The sequence below is a fragment of the Mycobacterium syngnathidarum genome, assembly GCF_001942625.1.
GTDB classification, from domain to species: Bacteria; Actinomycetota; Actinomycetes; order Mycobacteriales; family Mycobacteriaceae; genus Mycobacterium; species Mycobacterium syngnathidarum.
The window spans coordinates 291,188-311,385 of sequence record NZ_MLCL01000086.1 but is presented as its reverse complement, the minus strand read 5'-3'; the positions used below and the strand labels follow the sequence as shown (position 1 = coordinate 311,385).

The following is a 20,198-nucleotide window of genomic DNA, read 5'->3' as shown; positions in this document are numbered from 1 at the left end:
AGCGTGACGCTCGGGCCCGAGAGCCACTCTGGCGCGACACGGCGGGACTCAGCCCAGGATCAATGCGGCACTTTCGCGACGGCGGTACACCGAGCCGAAGCGGGCGTCGATGCGCAGCCACGACGGGTGCGCGCGGACCCGCACGATCTCCTGCTCACTGACCTCATTGCCGGTCGGCGGCAGAAAACCCATGGCGGTCAACGCAAATACGCAGCGCATCGGCACCCCGACGCTGAAATCGCCTGCGCTGACCTGGATCACTTCCTGGTCCATCAGAGAGGCCGGCGGCCCGTGGGCGCTGCCGTGTTCGCGGGCCAATTCGCCACCCTGCCGGGCCAGATCGAGCATCAGCCGGGCGGGCACGTCGTCGAGGTGGACGAACCCGTCCTCGGGCGGCAACCCACCTCGCCAAGCCGAGTCCATCGGGAAGCCGGGGTCGACGTATCCCTCTGCTGCAGAGGACAGCCCGTTCACCAGCGCGTCGGCCCCCGCGGACAGATCCGACGGACGCAGGCGACCGGACACCACGCGGCTGGCCAGCACCTCCAGCCCCGTCGCCACCCAGGCCACGGCCTGCCCGCCGGTACGCTCCCGCAACCGCACCACCGCAGCATCGTCGAGCCGCAATGCACGGTCGAGGAAAGTCGCGAGATCCCTACGGTCGCGCGGATCGTCGATCCACAGGCCGCGCTCCGGGGCGGTCATCGCAGATGGCTCTCCAGGTAGCCACGCTGCTCAGGGGTCAGCCGTTCCAGTCGTTGCTCGGCGATGTGTACGGCGGCGAGCTGAGTCTCACCGATCACCGAAGGCTTGGAGTCCGCGGCGGCATTGACCGAGCGCACCTCGTAACCGATGGTGAAGTCGACGGCACGCACCCGCTTGGACCACATGGTCACCTGAAGCGGAGAGTCAACCAGCCGCAGCTGCCCCTTGTAGGAGATGTTCACGTCGGCGATCAGTAGGCCGATGGTGTCGATCGTGGCGCCGAAGGGCTCACGCAGAAACGGGATCCGGGCCTCTTCGAGGATCGTCACCATGGTGGCGTGGTTGATGTGCTGGTACATGTCGATGTCCGACCAGCGCACATGCACCGGCGTTGTAAAACTCACGCAGTCGTTCCCGTTCCACTCGTTCGTGTCATGCTGCGGATCTGACGCGCTGCCACAGACAAAGTCGCCAGGTCCTGTTCACCATCTTGGTATATCTCGGTCAGCGTGCGTCGGGCGCGGGCCACCCGCGAGCTGTTGGTCAGCTCCCACTCGGCGATCTTCTCCTCGCCGGTCTCGTCAGGTTCGCCGACCGCGAGCACGTCGAAGCACAACGCGCGAAGAGAACCGTAGATGTCGTCCCGAATCGCCAACCGTGCCAAGGAATGCCATCGGTCATCTCGGCCGAGCCGCGATACCGCGCTGAGCAGGCCGTCGGCGCCCAGGCGGTCCATCAGCGCGAAGTAGGTGTCGGCCACCTCGGCGGCGTCGCGGTCGACGATGTCGGAGATGTCGATCACGTCGAGCAGGCTGTACTGGTAAAGACCGGTCGCCACCGCATATGCCAGGTCGTCTGGGACGCCGTGCGCGACGAACTCACCCGCCTCCTTTTCGACGATGGCCTTGTCGTCACCACGCAGCCACTGCGGCATCTGCGGGCGCAGGGCCGACACCTGGGCGGCGAACCGGTTGATCTCGGCGCCGACGGCCAGCGGCTGCGGACGGTAGTTGAGCAGCCAGCGGCCGGCCCGGTCGACCAGCCGGCGCAGATCCAGCGTCATGCGGTCGGTCACGGCCACCGGCACTCCGTCGTCACCGGCGGAACGAATCTCGCGCCATACCTTGCCGATTCCGAAGATGGCGTCGGTGGCGACGTAGCTGCGCACCGCGTCGACGGGGCCGACGCCGACATCCTCGGTGATCCGGTAGGCGTAGCTGATGCCACTCGTGTCGACGAGGTCGTTGACCAGCATGGTGGTGACGATCTCCCGGCGCAGCTGGTGCGACCGGATCTCGCTGGTGAACTGCTCGCGCAGCTTCTCTGGGAAGTACTCCGGCAGCCGGGACGCGAACACCTCCTGATCGGGCAGGTCACTGGCCAGCACGTCATCCTTGAGATTGAGCTTGACGTGGGCCATCAGGGTGGCCAATTCGGGTGAGGTCAAACCGATTCCAGCATCGGCGCGGCGTCGGACCTCCTTCTCCGAGGGCAACGCCTCCAGCTCGCGGTTGAGCCCACGGTTGGCCGCGAACTCCTTGATCATCCGGGCGTGGACCGAGAACATACTCGCGGAGTTGGTCCGGCTGGTGCCCATCAAGTCGTTCTGATCCTTGTTGTCGGTCAGCACCAGGGCGCCGACCTCATCGGTCATCGACAACAGCAGATCGGTGCGCTGGCTGGGCTCGATCCGGCCCGCGGTGACCAGGGAGTCGATCAGGATCTTGATGTTGACTTCGTGGTCGGAGCAGTCCACGCCCGCCGAGTTGTCCAGCGCGTCGGTGTTGATCCGACCGCCGGCCAGGTCGAACTCGATTCGCCCCAGCGACGTCACTCCGAGGTTGCCGCCCTCACCGATGACCTTGGCCCGCACCTCGTTACCGCACACCCGGATCTGGTCGTTGGCCCGATCACCGACATCGGCCTCGGTCTCGGCCTTGACATAGGTGCCGATCCCGCCGTTCCACAGCAGATCGACGGGCGCCTTGAGGACGGCCTTCATCAACGCCGGCGGGGTGAGTTCCTCGACGCTACTGTCGATCCCGAGCGCCGCGCGGGCCTGGGGGCTGAGCGCGATCGACTTCTGCTGGCGACTGAAGACGCCGCCGCCCTCGCTGATCAGTTTGGCGTCGTAGTCTTCCCAGCTGGACCGCGGCAGCTCGAACAGCCGCTTGCGCTCCACCCACGACACCGCCGGGTCGGGGTTGGGATCGACGAAGATGTGTCGGTGATCGAAAGCGGCGATCAGCCGGATGTGCTTCGACAGCAGCATGCCGTTGCCGAACACGTCGCCGCTCATGTCGCCGACACCGACGACGGTGAAGTCCTGGCTCTGGGTATCCACGCCCATCTCCCGGAAGTGGCGCTTCACCGATTCCCAGGCGCCCTTGGCGGTGATCCCCATGGCCTTGTGGTCGTAGCCGATGGAGCCGCCGGAGGCGAACGCGTCACCGAGCCAGAACCCGTAGGACTTCGCGACCTCGTTGGCGATGTCGGAGAACGTGGCGGTGCCCTTGTCGGCCGCGACCACCAGGTAGGCGTCCTCCCCGTCCCGCCGCACCACATCGGGTGGGGTGACGACGGCACCGGTTCCCTTGTCGACGTTGTCGGTCACGTCGAGCAGTCCGGAGATGAAAAGCTGATAGCACGCAACGCCTTCGGCCCGGGTGGCCTCGCGGTCGACGGCGGCGTCGCCGGTCGGTACGGGCGGTCGCTTCACCACGAACCCGCCCTTGGCCCCGACCGGCACGATGACCGCATTCTTCACGGCCTGCGCCTTGACGAGGCCGAGGATCTCGGTGCGGAAGTCCTCACGACGGTCCGACCAGCGCAACCCGCCGCGGGCCACGAACCCGAACCGGAGATGCACACCCTCCACTCGCGGCGAGTACACGAAGATCTCGAACTTGGGCCGCGGCAACGGCAGTTCGTTGATCAGGCCGGGGTTCAGCTTCATCGCCACCGCGCCACGTTGCCGGGCCGAATTAGGCTGCTGCACAAAGTAGTTCGTGCGCAGAGTGGCCTGGATCAAGGTGGCGAAGGCGCGCAGCACCCGGTCGGTGTCGAGGCTGACCAGGGCGTCGATGTCGGCGGCCACCGCAGCGGCCGCCCCCTGGGCGTCGCGGGAGCCCGCGGTCTCCTCGGACGGATCGAACAGCGCCTCGAACAGCTGAACCAATGACTGTGTGGTGTGCGGGTTCTCGTTCACCACCGATTCGATGTGCGACTGGCTGTACGGGAAACCGGCCTGGCGCAGGTACTTCGCGTATGCGCGCAGGATCACCACCTGCTGCCACGTCAGGTCGGCACGCAGCACCAGTTCGTTGAACCGGTCCACCTCGACCCACCCGTGCCAGATGGCGGTGACCGCATCGGCGAACCGCTGCGCGGTCGCCTCGCGCGCGGCGGCATCCGGCGCGTCGGGGATGCCGCGTTGCCGCATCACCTTGAACTGGTAGATCCACACCGGCAGGCCGTCGGCCCGGCGGACGGTGTACGGACGCTCCTCGAGAACCACCACACCCATCGACTGCAGCATCGGCAGCAGCTCGCTCAGCGAGGCCGACTGGCCGCCCAGGTACCAGGTGAGCTGGGCCGGACCGTCTTCCCCGCCCTCATCGAAAACCAACTTCACCGAATTGTCTTGCAGCCCCTCGATGATCGCGATATCGGCGATGGCATCGGCCGGAGCGACGGCTTGTTTGTAATCTTCGGGAAGCGCCGTGGCATAGTGCTCGACCGCGGCCGGGCTCAACGCCGCGTGCGCTGCGGCGCTGGTCATGCGGTCCCCCCAGTTGCGGGCGGCCTCGGTCAGCAGATCCTGGATCCGGTTCTCGTTCTCCGCGGAGGTGTCCACCGAGTGCGAAGAGGTATCGTCGGGCAGCCGCACGATGAAATGGACTACCGCCCAAGGTGATTCACTGACCCGCGCCGAGTAGTCGATATTGTCGCCACCGAGTTCGCGCACCAGGATGTCCTGCATCTCCAGCCGCACCGCGGTGGTGTAACGGTCTCGCGGCAGGTACACCAGGCAGGACACGAAATGCGCCAGCTGATCTGCGCGCAGGAAGAGCAGGGTACGGCGCCGCGAGCCCAGATCCACCACGGTCAGTGCCATGTCCAGCAGCTGCTTGGAACTCAACGCGAACAGTTCGGGGCGCGGGATGGTCTGGATGATGTCGCGCAGCAGCTGCCCGGGGTGGCTGGGGTCGCGGCGCGCCATGGCCAGCGCCTCCTCGACCCGGCGCGAGATCAATGGGATCTCCAGCACGTTGGCGTTCATCGCGGCCACGGTGAACAGGCCGACGAAACGATGCTCCGTGGCGGTGGCATCACGGCGCTCGCCGCCGCTCTCGCGGACGACGACGATGTACGGGTTGGCGCCGTAGCGCACATAGCTCGGCATGGTGGCCTGAGCCAGCACCATCAGATCGTCGGCGGCGGTCAGCGGCGGAAGGACGTCCTCGCGCAGCTTGAGTACGCCGAGCCGGCTCGACGGTTCGACTGCGGCCTGCCCGTCGCTGATCGAGCACTGCTGGTAGCCCAGCAGCACGAAATGCCCGTCGGAGAGCCAGCGCAACAGCGCGGCGACATCCCTGCGGTCGGTGTTGGGAAACCGGCCCTCGACATCGGTGGCGACATCGTTGGCCAGGCCGTGCAGCGCCGCGCCCATGGCCGCGGCGTCCACCCCGATCTGCCGGGCCTCGGCCAGGACACGGGGCACCAGCCCGACCACGTCGGTCAGTGCCGGTCCGTCGGCCGCGCCATGGACCGGGACCAGGATCCAGCATTCGTCGACGCCGTCGACGCCGGTGGCTTCGGCGGCGGGCTGGAAATCCAGCAGAACACCCTCGGCGTCGCGGTGTACCCGGAAGACCGGGTTCATGATGGCCGGGTAGGCGATGCCGTGGCGGTGCAACAACACCGTCACCGAATCCACCAGCATCGCCGCCTGTTCGGTGACGATCTGCAGGGCCGGGCCGGAGTCGGCGTCACCGGGGTACACGATGACCTTGGTTTCGCCCGGCGCCCGCTGGCCGCCCAACGCATGGTGGGCGGCCACCACACCATCGGAGACAAGGCGCTCGGCCACCGCGGCCTGGGGACCGGTGGCGGCCACCCCCGGCGCACCGGCCTGCGGAGCCCGGTAGGTGGACAGGAACGCCTTGGCGAGCCGGTGGATCACCTCAGGTGGTGCCTGTGCGCGATCCCGGTCGCTAATTCCCTGTCCCCTAACAGCTCCCGGTTCGGCCGTCATACGGATCACTCCCTACTCACGCCCACACACCGGCACTGGTGCATAGCTGCGACATTAGTAGCGTCATCGAGCCCGCTGCGCCGTTTACCCTGTCACGGGTCAGTCGCGGGTCAGTCTCCGGTGGGTCACCCGGTGCGGCCGTGCCGCCTCGGCACCGAGACGCTGGATCTTGTTCTCCTCGTAGGCACCGAAGTTGCCCTCGAACCAGAACCACTTGGCCTCGTTGTCGTCGTCGCCCTCCCACGCCAGGATGTGCGTGCAGGTGCGGTCCAGGAACCAGCGGTCGTGGCTGATCACCACCGCGCAGCCGGGGAACTGCTCCAGCGCGTTCTCCAGCGACGACAGCGTCTCGACGTCGAGGTCGTTGGTCGGCTCGTCGAGCAGGATCAGGTTGCCGCCCTCTTTGAGGGTCAGCGCCAGGTTCAGCCGGTTGCGCTCACCACCGGACAGCACGCCCGCGGGCTTCTGCTGATCCGGTCCCTTGAACCCGAAGGCGGACACGTAGGCCCGCGACGGGATCTCGTTCTGGCCGACCTCGATGTAATCCAGCTTGTCGGAGACGACCTCCCACACCGTCTTCTTGGGGTCGATGCCGGCGCGGCTCTGATCGACGTAGGACAGCTTGACCGTGTCGCCGACCTTGACCGTCCCGCTGTCGGGCTGTTCCAGCCCGACGATCGTCTTGAACAAGGTGGTCTTGCCGACGCCGTTGGGGCCGATGACACCGACGATGCCGTTGCGCGGCAGCGTGAAGGACAGGTCCTTGATCAGGGTGCGGCCTTCGAAACCCTTGTCCAGGTGCTCCACCTCGACCACCACGTTGCCCAGCCGCGGCGGGGTCGGGATCTGGATCTCCTCGAAGTCGAGCTTCCGCGACTTCTCGGCTTCGGCGACCATCTCCTCGTAGCGGCCGAGGCGGGCCTTGTTCTTGGCCTGACGGGCCTTGGCGCCCGATCGGACCCAGGCCAGCTCGTCTTTGAGCCGCTTCTGCAGCTTCTGGTCCTTCTTGCCCTGGACCTCGAGCCGCTCGGCCTTCTTCTCCAGGTAGGTCGAGTAGTTGCCCTCGTACGGGTAGGCCCGGCCGCGGTCGAGCTCGAGGATCCACTCGGCGACGTTGTCGAGGAAGTAGCGATCGTGGGTGACCGCCAGGATGGCGCCCTTGTAGCTGGCCAGGTGCTGCTCCAGCCACAGCACGCTCTCGGCGTCGAGGTGGTTGGTGGGCTCGTCGAGCAGCAGCAGGTCCGGCTTGCTCAGCAGCAGCTTGCACAGTGCGACCCGGCGCTTCTCACCGCCGGACAGGTGGGTGACCGGCTCGTCCGGCGGCGGGCAGCGCAGCGCGTCCATGGCCTGCTCGAGCTGGGAGTCGATGTCCCAGGCGTCGGCCGCGTCCAACTCCTCCTGCAGGTGGCCCATCTCTTCCATGAGCTCGTCGGAGTAGTCGGTGGCCATCAATTCGGCGACCTCGTTGTACCGATTGAGCTTGGCCTTGATCGGTACGCCGTCCTCGACGTTCTCCCGGACGGTCTTGCTCTCGTCGAGGTGTGGCTCCTGCATCAGGATGCCGACGGTGGCGCCGGGCGCCAGCAGCGCGTCGCCGTTGTTCGCCTGGTCGATGCCGGCCATGATCTTCAGCACACTCGACTTGCCTGCCCCGTTGGGACCGACGACGCCGATCTTCGCGCCGGGCAGGAAGTTCAGGCTGACGTCGTCAAGGATGACCTTGTCGCCGTGCGCCTTGCGAACCTTGCGCATCGTGTAGATGAATTCGGCCATGCCGTGATGTGCCTTTCTGAAGCTTTCGGGAACGTCGGATGGGCGCTTGCGCGAAGGGTCGCGTCAAGCCCAACTCACTCGCGCCCATCCTAGGCGTGACCGAATGTGGCTAGGCCGACAGTGGCAGGTCGCCCTCGTCAGGCTCGGTTTCGGCGTCGTCGAGAGCATCCTCGGACTCGGCAGCGACCGGTGCGGGTTTCGGCAGCGGCGCGACCCTGGCCGTGCAGCGCGACAGGTCCGGGCCGACGGCGGTGGCCCGGACCTCCACCGAGGAGCGGCGCACGCCTTCCTTGTCGTCGTACTCACTGGTGTGGATGTGGCCGACCACCACGACCGCGTCGCCCTTCATCAGCGAGGCACTGGCCCCCGTGGCCAGGTGGCCCCAGCAGTTGACCGTGACGTACAACGTGTTGCCGTGCTCCCACGTCCCGTCGGGGGTACGCCTGCGTGAATTGCTGGCCACCCGGAACTTGTACAACTCCTGATCCCCGAACCGCCGCCGGACCGGGTCGGTGATGATGTTGCCCACGATCGTGATCGGTGTCTCGAACATTTCTGGTTCCTTTCGCTTCACTCTGGCTCCGGCGGCCGATGTGGAAGCGTCGACCGCCTTACGCAGCCATTGACCGTCGGCGGCCCGACAGGAACGATGCCCCGGGGCCCGACGCACCCGTCGGCTGTGGATGAAACTCAGGCTGGGGATAACCGCGAGGTCAGCCGGAAGGACGGTCGCGTCGCGCCATCTCGGCGAGCATCGCGTTGTAGGCCGCCAGATCGGCGTCGTCGTCGCGGTCGGCGGCCCGGTCCAGCCGCTTGGCGGTGCGCTGATCGCTGCGCCGCCACTGAATCAGCAGTGCCAGCATCACGATGACCAGCGGAACCTCTCCGGCCGCCCAGGCGATGGCGCCGCCCAGGTGCTGGTCCCCGGCGAGGTCGGTGTGCCACGGCAAGTGCAATGACCGGTAGAAGCCTTCGCCGAGGACGGTGTCCATGCCCATCATCACCACGCCGAAGAACGCGTGCAGCGGCAGCGAGGCGAACACCATCCCGATCTTCACCAGGTGCGGAACGGGCCTGGGGGTCGGGTCCACTCCGATGACCACCCAATAGAACAGGTAACCCGAAAGCAGGAAGTGCACGTTCATCAGGATGTGCGCCGCGTGGCTGCTCACCGCGGAGTCGAATATGCCGCCGAAGTACAGGCCGTAGAAGCCGGCCACGAACAATACCGTCGCGACGATCGGATGGGTCAGGAACTGCGACACCCTGGAGTGCAACGCCGCCAGCAGCCACTCCCGGGGGCCCGGTGGCGATCCGCGGCCCGCGGCGGGCAGGGCGCGCAGCGCCAGGGTCACCGGGGCGCCCAGCACCAGGAGCACCGGCACCAGCATGGACAGCAGCATGTGGGCGATCATGTGCACACTGAACATCGCCGGCATGTAGCGACCGAGCCCTGATGAGGTCGTGAACAGCAGGACCGCGCAGCCCAGCAGCCACGCGACCGTGCGGCCGGTCGGCCAGGCGTCGCCGCGTCGGCGCAGCCGGTGCGTCGCGGCCAGGTACACCACCGCCCCGACGATCGCCGCGGTGCCGAACAACAGATCGAATCGCCAGTCGAACAGCACCCGAGCCACCGTCGGCGGCCCGGCGAAGTCGTACCCGATGGCGACTTCGGTGGCGCTGGGGATCCTCGGTTCGGGGGGCGGCGGGGTGCGCCCCAGCCCGACCGCGATGCCGAACGTGACGCCGAACAGTGCGGCCTCGGTCAGCGCCAGCCGGACCAGCGGTGTGCGGGCGCCGGGGTCGGCGGCCAGGGCGCTCAGGCTGACCCGTCGCTGACGCCAGCCCAGTGCGCCGAGCAAGGTGAGCGCGACGACCTTGGCCACCAGCAACCAGCCGTAGCTGGTACGCAGCAGGTCGGGCAGCTGGATGCGCACCAGCGCGTTGAGTACACCGCTGATGGCCATCGCGACGAAGCACCACAGGGCCAGCGCAGAGAAGCGTCGCGCAGCCAGTGCGGTGTTGGGGCCGTCAGACCCGCCCCCGGCCCGAAGGGCGTGGGCCGACAACGCCAGCAATCCGCCGGCCCACAGTGCGGCGGCCACCAGGTGGATGAACAGGCTGTTGGTGGCCAGATCGTGGGCACCGCCGGCCGAGGAATGTCCGGTCAGCACCAGCGGCATCAACGTCAGAAGTGACCCCGCCAGCAGCACCGGTGTCCACCCCCACCGCAATACGGGCAGGCTCGCGATGGTGACGGCCGCGGCCAGGAGCGCCGTCCACCGCCAGGCGACTGCGATATCGACCATTCCGGACGCCGACCACACATCGGCCGGTCCGAGGTGGTCGAGCAACGGCTGTCCGGACACATCGGAAACCGTCAACGGAACCAGCAGCGCGGCGCACAGCGTCCATACGCCCGAAGCCGCCGAGCCGAGGCGCAGTGCCCGGTAACCGGCGACGTCGAGGACGCCGTTGCTCTGGGGTGCCGCAAGGAACGCCGCAAACAGGAAGGACCCGACGGCGATTACGGCGGCAATCTCGCCGGCGGCCCGCACGAACGGCAGGCCGTAGGTGGTGACCGGGCCGGGATCGGGCAAACCGGTGGCGGTCAGCGCTTCGGCCAATGACAGCGCGCCGATGCCCGCGGCCACCGCCCCTGCCAGCACGCCCACGCCGACCAATACGGGCCACACCGCGCTGTTCCGCACACCGGATGCGGCCACCTGGCCGGCAGAAGTCATGGTCCAAGGGTATGGCGTGGACACCGCCATGCCCCCGCCGGCAGCCGGGTGGGCTAGTCGGAAAGGTCTCGCTGGGCGCGCAGCTGTTTATCCCGGATATAGAACTGCTCCCGGGCGATCTCGTCGACTTTGTCCATGTCGGAGACGATCCCGCGCAGTTCGTCCCGGAAGGCGTTGCGCCGCGCCCGCAGGTCGGGGCCGTTGACCAGCAGGTCCTGATCCGCGGCCACCTGCCGCGCGGTGGCGAACAGCAACGCCGAGACCGACTCGTTGCTGCCCACCCTGCCCTGGGCGACGTACTGACGTCCGACGCCGAGCGCCCGCTTGGTCAGATCCCGCTCACCGATCTCGGGCGGCGCGTCCCGCAATACGTCGGCGACGATTCCGTAGGCCTCGAAGAACGGCCGCAACATGGCACCCACCAACAGCGGTCGTTTGCGGCGCAACATCTGATAGATATCGTCGCCCCCGGCGGAGACCTTCGCTTCCCAGCCGCCGGCCGCCTGTCCTTCCGCTGTGCGGTCGTACCAGGACATCTCTTCGGCGACGTTGTCGCGGAACGCCGCCGAATCGGCGAAGTAGAAATCGAACTTGAGCAGGTCGCGCAGCCGCATCACCTGGGTCCAGAACGCCTGCAGCGGGTCGCCGGCGACTCGGGCCGCGTACGCCAGCGCCAGTTCGACGATCGAGGTCTCCTGGAAGGCGTGGATCAGGGAGTTGCGGTAGAACGCCGCCTCCAGCTCGTCCTCGGGGGCGATGCGCCACACCGGCTCGCGCCCACTGTCCACCAACGTGACCGGGTGCCCGCCGGAGAGGGCGTCGACCGCCGAGCGCACGCCCTCGGCGGTTCGCAGCCGCAGCGCGCTGTTGGTCATCGGGGTGTTCTTGCGCTCCAGGTAGTCCAGCGAATCCTGCAGCGTGTGGTGCAGCTGATCCAGAGTCAGGGCAACCCCGCGGGCGCCCAGCAGCAGCGCCGAGACCAGGTTGGTCGCGTTGACCGGGGTGACCCGCAGAATCCGCCAGGCCACCTCGAAGGCCATCTTCTGCATGGCCAGGCGTTTCGCCGCCTCGTCGTGGGCCGTCTCACCGCCTGGCTCGCCCAGGTGCTCGCGCATCGAAACCGCCTCGGGGAAGCGGACATAGATCTTGCCGTAGTTGCGCTCCCCCTGCGCCTTGATGAAGTTGTACAGCCAACTCAGGCCCTCGGGCGTTTTCTCACCGCCGCGGGCGTAGGCGGCGTACTCGGCGGTCTCGTGCAGTTGGTCGAAGCTGATCGACACCGGCTGCAGCAGGATGTCGTCGCTGCGCCCGTCGAGGTAGGCGTTGGCGACATAGGCGAGCAGTCCGAGCTTGGGCGGCAACATCTTTCCGGTCCGCGACCGGGTGCCCTCGATGGACCAGTTCAGGTTGAACCGCTTCTCCACGATGTACCCGACGTATTGGCGCAGCACGTACTTGTACAAGGGGTCGTCGAGTTTGCGGCGCAGGAAGATGACGCCGGAATGCCGGAACAGCGGCCCCATCAGGCCGAAGGACAGGTTGATCCCGGCGAACGTGTAGACCGGCGGAAGACGGTTCTCCTGCATGGCCACTGGCACGATGACCCCGTCGAGATACGAGCGGTGGGAAAACAGCAGCACCGCCGGATGTTGTTCGAGGGCATGACGCATCGACTCGATCTCGCCGCGGTCGTAGTCGATGCGTGGGTCGAAGCCACGGCTGAAGATGGCCCGGCCCATGGTCGGGATCAGATCCACCGAGAACCGGCTCCATCCGGTGGACAGCTCGTCGAGCATCTCCCCGGCCTTTTCCACCGTCGCGCCGGGAATCTGCTCCAGGCCCTGACGGAAGCGTGCCGAGTCCAGCATCTCGGGTTTGACCAGCCGTGGCGACTTGTACTCGGGGCCCAGCAGACGGAGCTCCACCCGCTCGATCGCCAGCACCGCCCGGCGAAGGACGAATCGCGCGAATTCCCTGGGATTTTCGGCGACCGTGGTCTCGCTCCACTGCTTGCGCAGCTCCGATACCTTGGCCGGTTCACCGGCGACGATCCGGGCGCGCGTCGGGTTCTTACGCAGGATGCGCCGCTGCAGGATTTCCGGAGGCCGGTAGGTGTCCCGCCCGGAGATCAGGCCCACCACTTTCAGCCGGGTGGGTAACCCGCCCGGCACCCAGAACACCCGGACCGGCACCACCAGGCGGTCCTCGTCCGATTCCAACTCCTCGACCAAGCGGGCCACCACACCGGGGGCGGGTTCGTCGGTGGCGGGCAGTTGCAGTACCTCGACGGTGGTGTCGGGGTGTTCGCGCCGTTGCGCCTTGAGCCAGTCGTTGAGCAGTTCGAGCTCGGCCGGTGACGACACCGATGCCAGCACCAGCGCATCGTCGGTGGTGCTGAAGCTCGGGTAATCCTCGATACCCGCGGTCACGGTCGGCCCTTGCGAGTCGACCGCGGCGATGAGGTATCCGATTTGGCTGCAGGCTTTTTCGTGGGCGACTTCTTGGCCGGCGCCTTCTTCGCCGGTGCTTTCTCGGCGGCTCGGCGTGGCGCCGCTTTCTTGGCCGGCGTGGCGCGGGAGTAGATGTCGAACGTGGGCAGTTCGTCGTGCGGCCAGGATTTCAGCGTGTCGAGGTAGATCTGCCGGACCTCGGCGATGCGGTCGGAGAGGTTCTCGACCGTCCAGTCCGCCACCGATATCGGCGGGTACACCGCGACATCCACCTTGCCAGGGTTGAACGTGCTGGAATCGCGGTGCGCGATCACCTCGGCGTTGCGGATCACGATCGGCACGATCGGAATACCGGCGGCCATCGCGATGCGGAACGGCCCCTTCTTGAACGGGCCGACCTCGGTGGTGTCGAGGCGAGTACCCTCGGGCGCGATCAGGATCGAGAGGCCTTTGCGGGCAAGCTCTTCCACTCTGTGCAGGCTTTCGACAGCCTTCTCCGGATCGTCGCGGTCGATGAAGGCTGCATCCATGACCTTGCCCAGCGGACCCATCAGCGGATTGCGCTCGAGCTCTTTCTTCCCGACCCCGGTGAAATCAACCCCGACCAGTCTGCCCGCGATCATCGGGTCCGCTTGGTTGCGGTGATTGAAGATGAACACCGCGGGGCGTTGGGCGGTCAGGTTTTCCTCGCCTAGAACGTTGAGTTCGATGCCCGTGGTGAGCATGAGCAGCTTGCTCCAGTTCGAGGTGAAGAAGTTGACACCAGTGCGCTTGTTGCGGGTGAGCAACCCGAGTCCGATCGCCCCGGCGGCCACCGTCGGAATGGTGGCCAGGCTGGCCAGGGTCCGCAGCTGCGCAACGGGACTGCTGCCGCTGCGGCTGCTGAACTTCAGCACGGGCCAGCCGCGCTTGGCGGCCACGGCCGCCAGCTTGCCGGCCGGATTCGTCGGCCGGGGGTGGCCCACCAGGTACATCAGGGCGACATCTTCGTCGCCGTCGGCGTAGAAGTAGCTCTTGGTCAGGTCCACTCCGTTGGCCGACGAGAAGTTCTGCACCGCACGGGCTTTGCCGGGGCCCCAGATCACCGGCGTCTCGACTTCGCCGGTGATCAGACCGTCCTCGTCGGTCTCGAACTTGTTGCACAGCACGTTGTCGATGCCCAAGAACCGCGCGACGGGCTCCACTTGAACTGTCAGCGCCGACGAGCTCAACACCACGGTGTGCCCACGGGCCATGTGGGCACGCACCATCGCGCGCATCTCCGGGTACATGCGGCCCTGCACGTGCTGGACGAAAAGTCGCTCGCCCAGCTCGTCGAGGTCGCTCAGCGAGTTGCCGCGCAGCATCCGGGCACCCTTGCCGATCAGGTCCTCGAACTCCGAGCGCCCCAGCTGATGGTTGAGGCCGGCCTGCACCATGCCGATGAACTCGCCGACGCCCATCTGGCCACGGCGCAACCGGTCCCGGGTCATGATCACGCCGGTGAACCCGGCCACGAGAGTTCCGTCCAGGTCGAAGAAGGCGCCGATCTCGGGGCCCTCCGGACTGCCCTCGATCTCGGCGAGGGTGCCCGGCAGCCGCATCTGCCGGGTTGCCTGTGCGTCCGAATCCTTCGAAGTCACTGTGCAGCACTCCCGCTCGTCGCCGACGCGTCGCTGCTGAAGGAGGCGGGCTCCGCTCGGCCGGCGCCGCCGAGCGCCAGCACCTCGTCGAAGCCGTCCAGCAGGCACTTGGCGAACAGTTTGTCGTCGGCGATGGCCGCCCGGTCGTAGCGGGTGGTGACCGTGATGTATCCCGATCTGGAGATCAGCACCACCATCATCGCGACTCCGGGCAACGGGCCGATCCCATAGTGACGCAATATCTTTGCCCCGGCGATGAAGGTATCGCCCGGGTAGACCGGAACGTTGCTTGCCTGCACGTCGGAATTCACCACCGAGCCGGCCACCGTCTCCAGCACGGCGTCGGGCAGCAGGCTCAGCACGGGCGCGATCGAGCCGACCATGTCGATGGCGCGCTCCTCGCGCTTGCTCGTCATCTGCGACCGGACGGCTTTGATCCGCGTCTCGGGGTCGACGATCCCGACAGGTGCGGCGAGGTTGACCCCGGCGAAGCGGTTGCCGCCGGCCGGATCGTCCTCGGACCGCAGGTTGACGGGCACGGCCATCGGCAACGTGTCGATCGAGATGCCTTTGGCATCGTGGTAGAGCCGCAGGGCGCCGCAGAGTCCGGCGAGATATGCATCGTTGATCGAACCGCCGGCCGCCTTGGCCGCGCGGTGCAAGTCGGCGAACGGGATGTCGATCGCTTCTGTGCGCGACGACAGGCTGCGGCGCCGCAACAATGGCGAGGGGTGGGCAGCAGGCCCCATCACCCGCGCGCCGGACCTCGCGTAGTCGACCGCACCGTTGACCGCGGAGACCGGATCACGCACCACCTTGGTCACCGCGCGGGCCGCTTGCCCGAGCGCACCGAGCACGCCGCCGGCGATCGATCCCGGCAGCCGGCTGATGCCCTCACGCATCAGGTCGTTGGGCGAGAGATCCTGCGGAATGGGCAGTGGCGCGGACGCAGCCGGTTCGGGATCGCGTTCGAGGTCGTAGATGTTGGCGAACATCTCGACGATGCCGACGCCGTCGGACACCGCATGGCTCAGGTGCAGGATGGTCGCCGCGCGGCCGTCGGCCAGCCCTTCGACGAGGGTCGCGCTCCACAGCGGGCGGCTGATGTCCATCGGCGATTGCAGCGCAACCTCGGCCAGGTCGAACACGTCGCGCAGCGTTCCGGGCTCTGGAACCCGCACCCGCCGCACGTGGTAGTGGAGGTTGAAGTCGGGGTCGACGACCCAGCGGGGAGCGGCGGTGGGCAGGGTCGGCATGACGACCTTCTGGCGCAGCCGCAGCACCTTCCGCGACGCCTGGTCGAGCCGGGAGCGGAATCGTTCCCAATCCGGTGTGGTGTCGAGGATCTCGACACCCAGGATCCCGGATCGAGTTCGCGGGTTTGCCTCACCCCGATGCAACAGCTGATCGACTGCGCTCAGCTCTTCGGGCAGTCCGGCCGCGTCCAACTCCGGCACGTCGCTCATAGCGTGGTCCCTCTCCCCTCCCCTGGCCACCAAGTGCAGCGTCCACGCTAGTCCGCCACCGGTGGCCGCGTAGGGCTTTGCCGGGCGTCCGACGCGCGTCACCGCCCCTTCACGCCGAGGTACGGGTTTCGTCGATCGGTGGGAGGTGTTTGTCCGGTAGGTCGCGAAACGGGGCGGCCGCCATCGGCTGCGGTTCGAGCAGCCCACGTGGTGCACATCCGTTTCGGTAGCGACACCCAACGCGGTGTAAATTGTGGTGGTCCGACTTGCCCCCGTGGCGCAACGGATAGCGCATCCGGTTTCTACCCGGTCGGTTGCAGGTTCGAATCCTGTCGGGGGTGCCATGGCTCGTTCGTTTGACGTGTGCGTCTTGTTCTTGAGCGCACCGGACCCCGCACATCCGACAACTCCATGTCGGTCGAGCGCTCGCTCAAAACAAGCTCAATACAATAGGTGAGCCTGCATCTCACGTAGCTCGTCTGATCGGCGGACACGCTTAGCGAGCACGCTCGTTTCGAGGTTAGCCTCGCCGGCCGGCGCGTTCGGCGAAAGCGTCAATCGCAGCAAGGACTTCAGGTGACCGCCACACTCGGTTGCGCGGTCCATTTGTTGTCTCGACGAGGATTCCCGCCTCGGCGAGTGGGTTGAGGTAGCGGTGCGCGTTGGTAGATTCGATGCTCAGCTCTTGCGCCAAGAGCGCAGCGTTCACGACAGGGCGGCGGGTCAATAAATCGGCGACCTTCCACACCGCGGAATCGGACCGTGCGGCGATTACGTCGTTCCACGTTTCCCGGATTTCGCGCAGATCGGTGACTAGTCGTCGCCCGTTGCCGATAGCCAGAACGGTAGCTTCGGCGAAGCGCTCGACGATCGGCGCTGCGTCTCCGTCGCGGTAGCTCGTCAACGCCGCGAAGTATGCGCCGGTGTCGGCCAGCAATCCGGCGGAGACCGGAACCGTGACCTGACGGGTCATATCTTTGTTGCGCAGCATCGCTTGTACCAACGCACGGCCCGTGCGGCCATTGCCATCGGTGAAGGGGTGAATGGTCTCGAACTGTGCGTGGCTTACTGCGATCTGCGGAAGCGCAGGAATGTCGGCGCGCTGCGCGAACGCGATCAGATCGCCGATCGCCCCAGGGATCAATTCATGGCGCGGACCGACAAACGTCGCGCCGATCGGAGTGGACCCACCGCCGATCCACACCGGCTCAGTGCGGAATTCGCCTGGGGTATGGCGCGGATCATTGACCATCAACGCGCGGTGCATGGTCAGGATGGCGTTGGCGTCCACGGCGTCGGACAAAGCAATCGCGGCTTGCATCGCGGCAGTGTTGGCGACGATCACCTCCGCGTTGCGCTTAGCCTTGCCACCGGGCAGCTCAGCCTCACCGATAGCGCGCGCCGACGCGGTCAAGTTCTCTATCTGCGAGCTGGCGGCCGACTCCGACCGCAGCAACACCGCAGCAAACGGAGCGATCTCGCCGCCAAGTTCGGCGTCAAACCGTCCGATCTCGCGACTGGCCAACTCAGCGTCGGCCAACACAGATGACGGCAGTTCTAGGACCAAGTCGGCAATGCTGGTTGGGACCGCGGGATGATAGGTGCCGTACCTGGGCGGCGCCGTGCTCGCATACCGCCTGCCCTGCGGCTCCCAGCGGACGTCCTCGTAGGTGACGGGCCGAAGTGAAGTCACTGACCCAGTGTAACTTCATTTATTGCTTAAGTGACGTTAGCAGCTCCGGTTGGCTTCAGTTGGCAGGGACCGTCGACGTTGCCGTTTCCTGCGCTTATGCCCGAGAACCGCTCTCCATCTGTGTGAGGTCGGCTGACGGTTGACACCTGCTTCGGTTGTCCTCGACACGGCACGCGGCCGAAACTCCACCGGCGAAAGATTGACGTGCATTAATGTCCTGGTCGTCCTGCTAAGCCGACAGTTCGGAGACAACATGAGCACGTATCGGACGATCGTGGTCGGGACCGACGGCTCGGACTCGTCGTTGCGCGCGGTCCACCGCGCCGGCGAGATCGCCGCGCAGGAGAACGCCAAGCTGATCATCGCGAGCGCGTATCAGCCCGTGGTGGAGAAGGGCGGCTGGTCACGTGCGCCGTCGCACGACCATGTGGTCGACACGCGTGCTGCCGACAGCCTCAAGGGAGAGGGCTACCGGCTGCACGGGGCCGCGCCCGTGTACGAGATCCTCCAGGTGGCCCGCGACCGGGCAAAGGCTGCCGGTGCCGGCGACATCAACGAGAAGGCAATCGAGGGCGCGCCGGTCGAGGCACTCGTCAAACTGGCCACCGACGTCAAGGCAGATCTGATCGTCGTCGGTGACATCGGACTGAACTCCGTCGCCGGACGTCTGCTGGGTTCGGTGCCCGACACCATTGCCCGCCGCGTCAAGATCGACATCCTGATCGTGCACACCGCGGACTGAGGCGCCACAGGTTACAACGGCACCCACATCAGCCGGTCGCCGTCGGAGACGACGGTGCCTGCGGTGGGTGCGGCGAAGTGGGTTCCGAGAAGGAGGGCCTGTTCGTCGGCGACACTCTGCAGCAGCCGCGCGCGCGTAACCGCGGCCGCACCTGGATCTTCGTCGGGCAACGGCTGCACCTCCGGATGCGTGATCTGCAGCGGGTGGTGGATGACGTCTCCGCTGATCACCGCCACTTCCCCGCCGGATTCGAGCCGCACCGCCGTGTGGCCCGGTGTATGACCCGGTGTCGCGATCAGCCGGATCTCTTCGGTGATCGCATGGTCCATCTCGGTGAGCCGCAGAACATCGTGTGCGACAAGCGGTTCGACGGTCTCGGCGGCAGCTCGGTTCGGCGCCGAGGATTGCCGCCAGGACGCGTACTCATCGGCGGCCAGTAGGTAGGTCGCGTTGGGGTAGGTGGGTATCCAGGCGCCGTCGTGCCGCGTGGTGTTACGCCCGGCATGATCGAGGTGAAGGTGGGTGCACACGACGGTGGTCACATCGCCGGGGGTGAATCCAGCTGCGGCCAGCGACTGGCCATACCGGTCCGGGTCCATCGGGATCTGGTACGGCAGGTCGTGGCCCTCCCCGAAGCAGCAGTCCACGACCACGAGCTCGTCACCAGATTCGATGAAGAACGACTGGATGGCCACCAGCAGGTTGCCCGCGTCATCGACATAGTGCGGCTGGAGCCAGCTCGGGAGGTCCGACGGAAGCCCGCGAAACAGCCGGTCGGGTCGGGTCGGCACCAGCGTCTCGAGGACGGAATGAACTGTCAGCGTGCCGATGGTCCACTTCTGCATGGCTCACCGTATGAGACAAATCATTTGGAAACAAGGCTCGGCAGGCACCGTCAATCGGTCGGCCATCTGGCAGACTCGATGCGTGGCGCAGCCAAACGTCCGGTTCCAGCGACTTGCCGAACAGGTCGCCGATCAGTTGCGGCGCCAGATCCTGACCGGCGAACTGCCCGACGGCACGATCCTGCCCAAGGAAGACGAACTGCTCGTCGAGTATCCGATCAGCAAACCGTCGCTGCGTGAGGCGATGCGCATCCTCGAGGCCGAGGGGCTGTTGACGGTACGGCGCGGCAAGCTCGGCGGCGCGGTGGTGCACCGCCCCGATGCGGCAAACCTCGCTTACACGATGGGGTTGGTACTCGGCGCCGGGCAGGTCGGCCTCGCCGATGTGGGTACGGCGCTGCTGCAGGTCGAGCCGGCGTGTGCGGCGCTGTGCGCCCAGCGCCCAGACCGCAAGCGCACGGTGGTGCCCATTCTCCGTGAATTGCATGAAGAATCGGTCCTCTCGGTATCGGACCTCCGGCAAGCCACCTCGGCGAGCCGCCGGTATCACGAGGCGCTGGTGCGCCACTGCGGAAACGAGACGATGATCATCCTGGCGGGCGCGCTCGAAGCACTGTGGTCCGCCCACGAGCAAAACTGGTCCGCACAGGTGACCGATCATTCGACGGTGCCCGTCGAGGAGCGCCGCGCGGTACTGGAAGACCACCGGCAGGTGATCGACGCGATCGACATGGGCGACGCGCAGCGGGCCCGCGATCTGGCCGCGGCACATCTGGTCAACGCTCAGCAGTATCCGGGCGTCGAGGGTGTCGTCGACCCGACGATGGTGCGCACCTGGGCACAGACCACCCCTCGAAGGCCGTGAGCTCCGATGGACGCTGTGACCGTTGACACAGCCTCT

13 protein-coding genes and 1 tRNA gene are annotated in these 20,198 nt (G+C 66.8%); 3 read left to right on the top strand and 11 right to left on the bottom strand.

Annotated features, from left to right (window positions below; all coding sequences use genetic code 11):
* Positions 1–48: 48 nt before the first annotated feature.
* From BKG60_RS25540 to BKG60_RS25500, 9 genes are all read right to left on the bottom strand, one after another.
* Positions 49–705, bottom strand: coding sequence for a DUF8010 domain-containing protein (locus BKG60_RS25540; RefSeq protein ID WP_070943487.1), 657 nt, complete (start codon positions 703–705; stop codon positions 49–51).
* Positions 702–1,109 (bottom strand): acyl-CoA thioesterase, encoded by a 408-nt coding sequence (locus tag BKG60_RS25535; protein ID WP_075910161.1) that lies wholly within the window; start codon positions 1,107–1,109, stop codon positions 702–704. The genes BKG60_RS25540 and BKG60_RS25535 overlap by 4 nt, the downstream gene beginning before the upstream one ends.
* Positions 1,106–5,962, bottom strand: coding sequence for an NAD-glutamate dehydrogenase (locus tag BKG60_RS25530; protein ID WP_070943488.1), 4,857 nt, complete (start codon positions 5,960–5,962; stop codon positions 1,106–1,108). Before BKG60_RS25530 ends, BKG60_RS25535 begins: the two co-directional genes overlap by 4 nt.
* A gap of 99 nt (positions 5,963–6,061) precedes the next feature.
* Positions 6,062–7,735, bottom strand: coding sequence for an energy-dependent translational throttle protein EttA (ettA, locus tag BKG60_RS25525; protein WP_070185905.1), 1,674 nt, complete (start codon positions 7,733–7,735; stop codon positions 6,062–6,064).
* 109 nt (positions 7,736–7,844) lie between these two features.
* On the bottom strand, positions 7,845–8,288 hold the full coding sequence (gene ssb / locus BKG60_RS25520) for a single-stranded DNA-binding protein (RefSeq protein WP_070943489.1): 444 nt from the start codon (positions 8,286–8,288) through the stop codon (positions 7,845–7,847).
* Between the two features lie 160 nt (positions 8,289–8,448).
* Positions 8,449–10,479 carry a bifunctional copper resistance protein CopD/cytochrome c oxidase assembly protein gene (locus tag BKG60_RS25515; RefSeq protein ID WP_070943571.1) on the bottom strand — a complete coding sequence of 677 codons (2,031 nt, stop codon included), beginning with the start codon at positions 10,477–10,479 and terminating at the stop codon, positions 8,449–8,451.
* Between the two features lie 53 nt (positions 10,480–10,532).
* Positions 10,533–12,908 (bottom strand): glycerol-3-phosphate 1-O-acyltransferase, encoded by a 2,376-nt coding sequence (locus BKG60_RS25510; protein WP_070943490.1) that lies wholly within the window; start codon positions 12,906–12,908, stop codon positions 10,533–10,535.
* Positions 12,905–14,512, bottom strand: coding sequence for an HAD-IB family hydrolase/lysophospholipid acyltransferase family protein (locus BKG60_RS25505; RefSeq protein WP_070943572.1), 1,608 nt, complete (start codon positions 14,510–14,512; stop codon positions 12,905–12,907). The genes BKG60_RS25510 and BKG60_RS25505 overlap by 4 nt, the downstream gene beginning before the upstream one ends.
* Positions 14,513–14,547: 35 nt before the next feature.
* Positions 14,548–16,017, bottom strand: a complete 1,470-nt coding sequence (locus BKG60_RS25500) for a wax ester/triacylglycerol synthase family O-acyltransferase (protein WP_070185901.1) — start codon at positions 16,015–16,017, stop codon at positions 14,548–14,550.
* A 268-nt stretch (positions 16,018–16,285) separates the two neighbouring features.
* On the opposite strand from BKG60_RS25500, the gene BKG60_RS25495 reads away from it, so the two are divergent.
* A tRNA-Arg gene (locus BKG60_RS25495) sits at positions 16,286–16,361 on the top strand.
* A gap of 176 nt (positions 16,362–16,537) precedes the next feature.
* On the opposite strand, the gene BKG60_RS25490 is transcribed toward BKG60_RS25495, so the two are convergent.
* The gene (locus tag BKG60_RS25490; RefSeq protein ID WP_070943491.1) at positions 16,538–17,710 is read right to left on the bottom strand and encodes a Fic family protein; all 1,173 of its coding nucleotides are present in this window, start codon (positions 17,708–17,710) and stop codon (positions 16,538–16,540) included.
* 253 nt (positions 17,711–17,963) lie between these two features.
* Here BKG60_RS25490 and BKG60_RS25485 point away from each other — a divergent pair, with 253 nt between their 5' ends.
* Complete coding sequence (locus BKG60_RS25485) at positions 17,964–18,452, top strand: universal stress protein (RefSeq protein WP_070185899.1); 489 nt, start codon at positions 17,964–17,966, stop codon at positions 18,450–18,452.
* 11 nt (positions 18,453–18,463) lie between these two features.
* On the opposite strand, the gene BKG60_RS25480 is transcribed toward BKG60_RS25485, so the two are convergent.
* Positions 18,464–19,297 (bottom strand): MBL fold metallo-hydrolase, encoded by an 834-nt coding sequence (locus tag BKG60_RS25480; protein ID WP_070943492.1) that lies wholly within the window; start codon positions 19,295–19,297, stop codon positions 18,464–18,466.
* A gap of 82 nt (positions 19,298–19,379) precedes the next feature.
* Here BKG60_RS25480 and BKG60_RS25475 point away from each other — a divergent pair, with 82 nt between their 5' ends.
* Positions 19,380–20,162 carry a FadR/GntR family transcriptional regulator gene (locus BKG60_RS25475; RefSeq protein ID WP_070943493.1) on the top strand — a complete coding sequence of 261 codons (783 nt, stop codon included), beginning with the start codon at positions 19,380–19,382 and terminating at the stop codon, positions 20,160–20,162.
* The last annotated feature ends 36 nt before the right edge of the window (positions 20,163–20,198 follow it).